This window comes from Bradyrhizobium sp. Ec3.3, from assembly GCF_000472925.1.
Taxonomy (GTDB): domain Bacteria; phylum Pseudomonadota; class Alphaproteobacteria; order Rhizobiales; family Xanthobacteraceae; genus Bradyrhizobium.
On record NZ_KI421481.1, the window covers coordinates 1 to 4,977 of the forward strand.

General features: G+C 61.2%; 5 protein-coding genes and 2 pseudogenes. All 7 read left to right on the top strand.

Translation table 11 applies throughout. The features are described from left to right. Positions 1–264: 264 nt before the first annotated feature. A pseudogene (locus YUU_RS0149460) lies at positions 265–459 on the top strand (group II intron reverse transcriptase/maturase); the annotation flags it as partial. 981 nt (positions 460–1,440) lie between these two features. After that, complete coding sequence (locus tag YUU_RS55950; RefSeq protein ID WP_084802095.1) at positions 1,441–2,262, top strand: reverse transcriptase domain-containing protein; 822 nt, start codon at positions 1,441–1,443, stop codon at positions 2,260–2,262. 192 nt (positions 2,263–2,454) lie between these two features. Further along, positions 2,455–2,748, top strand: coding sequence for a reverse transcriptase domain-containing protein (locus YUU_RS62275; protein WP_027528746.1), 294 nt, complete (start codon positions 2,455–2,457; stop codon positions 2,746–2,748). A gap of 19 nt (positions 2,749–2,767) precedes the next feature. Continuing rightward, the gene (locus tag YUU_RS62280; protein WP_027528747.1) at positions 2,768–3,070 is read left to right on the top strand and encodes a group II intron maturase-specific domain-containing protein; all 303 of its coding nucleotides are present in this window, start codon (positions 2,768–2,770) and stop codon (positions 3,068–3,070) included. A gap of 72 nt (positions 3,071–3,142) precedes the next feature. Next, positions 3,143–4,207, top strand: a pseudogene (locus tag YUU_RS54850) (IS5 family transposase); the annotation flags it as partial. 148 nt (positions 4,208–4,355) lie between these two features. Continuing rightward, positions 4,356–4,664, top strand: a complete 309-nt coding sequence (locus YUU_RS0149485) for a transposase (RefSeq protein ID WP_198032002.1) — start codon at positions 4,356–4,358, stop codon at positions 4,662–4,664. Between the two features lie 26 nt (positions 4,665–4,690). Continuing rightward, the coding region (gene tnpB, locus YUU_RS54855) for an IS66 family insertion sequence element accessory protein TnpB (protein WP_371260623.1) at positions 4,691–4,977 on the top strand (287 nt) is incomplete at its 3' end.

Consider the following 4,977-nt stretch of genomic DNA (forward strand, 5'->3'; position numbering starts at 1 on the left):
AAGCCAGGAATGCCGCTCGAGCGCATTGCGGGCTTGCACGCGGTAAATGTTGTGCGATAGGCAGATCTGTCCACGCGGCCGGTACAAGGGCACGGGTACCATCGGGCAGTACAAGCGTCAGATGAAGTTCGCCGCGTCGATGACACCAGCCAAGCACATTAAGCGCAGATCCCTCAAAGGGATGGCGCGACCGAACGATGGTTACCTGATCGGGATAGTCGTCGAGATGATGAGCACGGTGGTGGGTAGTCTGTCGAGTAGTCTTTCGACACGATCGATCATGCCCTTCTGATGCGAGCGCTTCGGAAGCACTGTCAGGAGCCCTGGGTTCTGCTCTACGTCGAAAGATGGCTGAAGGCTCCGGTAGAGATGCCCGATGGGACTATCCAGAGACGGGAAGCCGGAACACCGCAGGGTGGGGTGGTCAGCCCGCTGCTGGCGAATCTTTTTCTGCATTACGGTGCGTCAGGCCAAGCCTGATGCTTCCAGCGGGTGAAATTCCCGCCTCGGCAAGGGGGAGAGCCACCCCACCGGGAATCGAGCCTTGGGCTTATGGAGGTAACGACATGAGCTAAGCGTAGGCAGAGCGACGCGCGGGCCGTAACGCAAGTGAAGCGGGTCAGCCTCGTAAAGAAAAGAATCCGCAGGCCGACAGCGTCGTAATGGCTGGAAGGCAAAAGTAGGTCACCGTCCAAGGCGAGGTGGCTAGAGACTGCGGCGGGGTCAGAGCGCACGGCACGTTCGGAGAAGGAAGTATCAAGGAACCTGAGAGATCCACTGTGGTCTCGGTGCGCAGCGGAAGTGCGCCGAGTATGCCGGACGATATGGATCATTCCTGAGAAAGGCAGACGCTGCAGTGGAAGTCGGATTCGCTGGTAGTACTCGGAGCGCGGGAAAGCCGCGTACAGGGGGAAGCGGCGAAGCAGATGAATACTGACCGCAGGGAAACATTACCCGCACGCACAGAGGCAGGATTCTGATGTCAACGAAACTGGGTCAGATAGCAAAGAAAGCCAAACTGGACCGAAAGGTGCGATTCACCTCGTTGGCCCACTTGCTGACACCGGCGTTCCTCAAGGAAACTTGGCGAACGATGAACCGGCACGCAGCAAGCGGCGTTGACGGGCAAAGCACCGAACAGTTTGCGAACGAGATGGAGCAGCGAGTTGAGGAGATCTGTGCACAGCTAAAAGAAGGCACGTACCGCGCGCCGCCGGTTCGGCGGGTCGAGATACCCAAAGGGCCGGGCAAGGTCGGAACGCGACCACTGGGGATTCCCACTGTCGCTGACAGGCTGCTGCAGCGGGCGGTCGCGCGCATTCTCGAGGCTGTGTTTGAAGCCGATTTCCTCGATTGCAGTTACGGCTTTCGACCAGGGCGAAATCCTCATCACGCCTTGCGGGCTCTGCGCCTACACGTCGTGACAAAGAAGGTTAGCCAGTGTTTGAGGCCGATATCCGCAGCTACTTCACCCGCATTGATCATCAATGGTTACGCCGGATGGTGGCCCACCGGATCGCCGACCCGATCATCCTTCAGCTGCTATCAAAATGGCTGAAGGCCGGGGCACTGCAAGACGGGATCTTCCTTCCAGCCAAGGAAGGGACTCCGCAAGGGGGACCTATATCGCCTGTGCTCAGTAATCTGTACTTGCACTTTACGCTCGATCTCTGGTTTGCGAAGAAATTCAAACCACTGTGTCGAGGCGAGGCATACTTGGTGCGTTTTGCTGATGACTTCGTGGGGTGCTTCCAGTTCCAGGACGACGCGAAGAACTTCCAGCGCCAATTGCGGGAGCGCTTCGCGCAGTTCAATCTGGAGCTGGCCGAAGACAAGACTCGGCTGCTACTCTTTGGACGTTTTGCTGCCGTCATGCGGGGCAAGCATGGACAGAGGCCGGAGACGTTCGAGTTCCTCGGCTTCAAGCATGTCTGTGGGGTGGATCGGAGCGGGCGGTTCGCCCTGATCCGTATCCCCAGCACCAAGAGTTGCAGAAAGTTTCTCGCTCGCACCCGCGAGTGGCTGCTCGAGCATCGGCACTGGAAGAGACGCGAACAGCAGCAGCACCTAACGGTGATGCTGCGCGGCTTCTACCAGTACTTCGCTCTGCACCACTGCGACCGTAGGCTGAGCTGGATCCGCCATGAAATCCAGCGACAGTGGAAGCAAGCCCTACAACGCCGTCGGTTGAGTTGGGCACAATTGGGCGATCGCCCGTGGTTCGAGCTTCCGTTCGCTCGAAACTTGCATCCGACGGTGTGATGAGCGTTCTTCGCGAATGTCATCTGGGGAGCCCGGTGCGGGAAATCTGCACGCCGGGTTCTGCTTGGGGAGGCGAGTCCAAGAAGTCATGCCGGCTCGGTGAGGGCACTGACGTGAAAGCGTCAGCAACAGTGAGGCTCCGCAAAGGCTACCGCTTCAAGGCTCGTCTCTACCATCCCCTTCGATACGTGGATGCGTCGCACGTTTCCGCGCATTCCGTTCGAACGCTATGCCGATGATGCAATCTGCCATTGCCGGACACGGCAAGAGGCGGAGCATCTGAAGGCGGTTTTGGAGAAAAGGTTGGCCGCCTGTCATCTGACGCTGCACTCACAGAAAACCCAGGTGGTTTACTGCAAGGACAGCAATCGACGCGGGACACATCCGCAAGTCCACTTCACCTTCCTTGGCTTCACCTTCCGGCCACGCATGGCGAAGAATCGTTGGGGAAAGCTCTTCACGTGCTTCCTTCCCGCAGTCAGTTAGTCCGCAGGCGCTCGCGCGCATGCGGGAGCGGATAAGGAGCTGGCGCTTGCCACAGCACGCGCCGCTTCCGTTGGCCGATATAGCCCGAATACTCAATCCGGTCCTTCAAGGGTGGTGGCAGTATTACGGGCGCTTCTATCCAACGGAGCTGTGGAAGCTGTTCACGTACTTCGACGAACGTCTCGGAGCCTGGCTCCGACGGAAGTACAAGCCGCTCAAAAGGCACCGGGGACGGAGCTTGCGGCGGCTGAACGGCATTGCGAAGCGCAACCCCTCGCTCTTCGTTCACTGGGCGCGCCTTGGTCACGCAACGGTTGGGTAACAAGAGCCGGATGATGCGAGAGTATCACGTCCGGTTCTGTGAGGGGCTGAGGGTGAAATGAAACTCCCTCGGCCCACTCGACAATACTTCTGCGGCGAAGAGTTCTTCCAGCACCGGCTGGTGTTCGACCGTTCGTCGCTGACGCGCTGGCGCAACCGGATGGGCGAGGAACGGCTGGCTGCGCTGATCCAGGAGAGCCTGTCGGTTGCCACCAGGACCAAGGCGATCAAGCCGTCCGAGCTGTCGCGGGTAATCGTCGACACCACGGTTCAGCCCAAGAACGTGACGTTCCCTACCGATGCGAAGCTTCTGAACCGGGCGCGCGAGAAGCTGGTGCGGCTGGCGAAGCGTCACGGGGTGGCTTTGCGCCAGTCCTATGCGCGGGTGGGCAAGTTCGCCCTGATCCAGCATCAGCGCTATGCCCACGCCAAGCAGTTCAAGCGCGCCAATCGGAGGCTCAAGACGCTACGGACCTATCTCGGCCGCGTCATCCATGACATCCGCCGCAAGATCGATGGTAACGGAGGGCTCGAAGCGGCGTTCGCAAAGCTGCTGACGCTGGCGCGGCGCGTGCGCGAGCAGAAGCAGCATCAGCGCGGGCCGAAGGTCTATTCCCTGCACGCGCCGGAGGTCGAGTGCATCGGCAAAGGCAAGGCGCATCGGCCTTACGAGTTCGGCGTCAAAGTCTCCGTCGCCACCACGATCGGCCACGCCAAGGGCGGCCAGTTCGTCACCCATGTGAAGGCGCTGCCCGGCAATCCCTATGACGGTCACACGCTGGCCACTGTGATCCCGGACATGGAGGTGCTCGTCGGCAACACGATCGCGCGCATCCTCGCCGACAAGGGATACCGCGGCCACAATGCGCCGCCCGATCATAAGTTCAGGGTCTTCATCTCCGGCCAGAAGCGAGGCGTGACGCCCAAGATCAAGCGCGAACTGCGCCGCAGGGCCGCCGTCGAGCCTGTGATCGGCCATCTCAAAGCCGAGCACCGCATGGGCCGCAATTATCTCTGGTTCCGCCAGGGGGACGCCGCCAACGCCGTTCTCGCCGCCGCCGGCTACAACTTCCGCCGCCTCATCCGTTGGCTCAGCCGTAAGCGGCGTGTCTTCCGCACCTTGTTCGGCGTGAGCTGATCGGCAACATGCGAGGCGTCATATACAGTTAAGGCTCGCATATATGGTTGACGATATGGTCGACGCTTCGGAGCCCCGGGGCCGGGTGGATATCCAAGTCGGAGCGGGGCGTCGGCGGCGGTGGAGCGACGCGGTCAAGGGACGGATCGTGGCGGAGTCGTATGCGCCGGGCGCAGTCGTGTCGGAGGTGGCGCGCCGGCACGACCTCTCACCGCAACACTTGTTCGCTTGGCGCAAGGCCGCGCGCGCCGGTCTGCTGAGCTTGCCGGCGGAGGATGCGCCACTCTTCGTTCCGGTGGTGTCGGAGCTGCGTCCCGCTGGGATGTGCGTGGAAGCGGCAACGCGGAACGCGATGACGATCAGCATCGAGATTGGTGATGCGGTGGTTCGGGCAGCGGCGGGGGTCGATCCGGCCTGGCTGCGCGATGTGCTGCGGGCCGTGAGGGCGACCGCATGATCGCGACTTCGGCGGGCGTGAAGATCATGATCGCGACGCGGCCGGTCGACTTCCGTAAAGGTGCTGACGGTCTCGCCGCGCTGGTGCGCGAGCAACTCCACGATGATCCATTCGCGGGAACGATCTTTGTCTTCCGTTCAAAGCGAGCGGACCGTTTGAAGATTTTTGCCTGGGACGGGTCCGGGCTTGTGCTGCTGTGGAAGCGGTTGGAGCATAGTGCGTTCCGCTGGCCGCCGATCAGCGATGGCGTGATGCGTTTGTCCGCCTCACAGCTCGCCGCGCTGATGGACGGCCTGGATTGGTCGCGCCTGCA

Coding starts and splice junctions, on each gene's coding strand:
- YUU_RS62275 (WP_027528746.1), top strand. CDS start 2,455: ATGCGTCGCACGTTTCCGCGCATTCCGTTCGAACGCTATGCCGATGAT.
- YUU_RS62280 (WP_027528747.1), top strand. CDS start 2,768: ATGCGGGAGCGGATAAGGAGCTGGCGCTTGCCACAGCACGCGCCGCTT.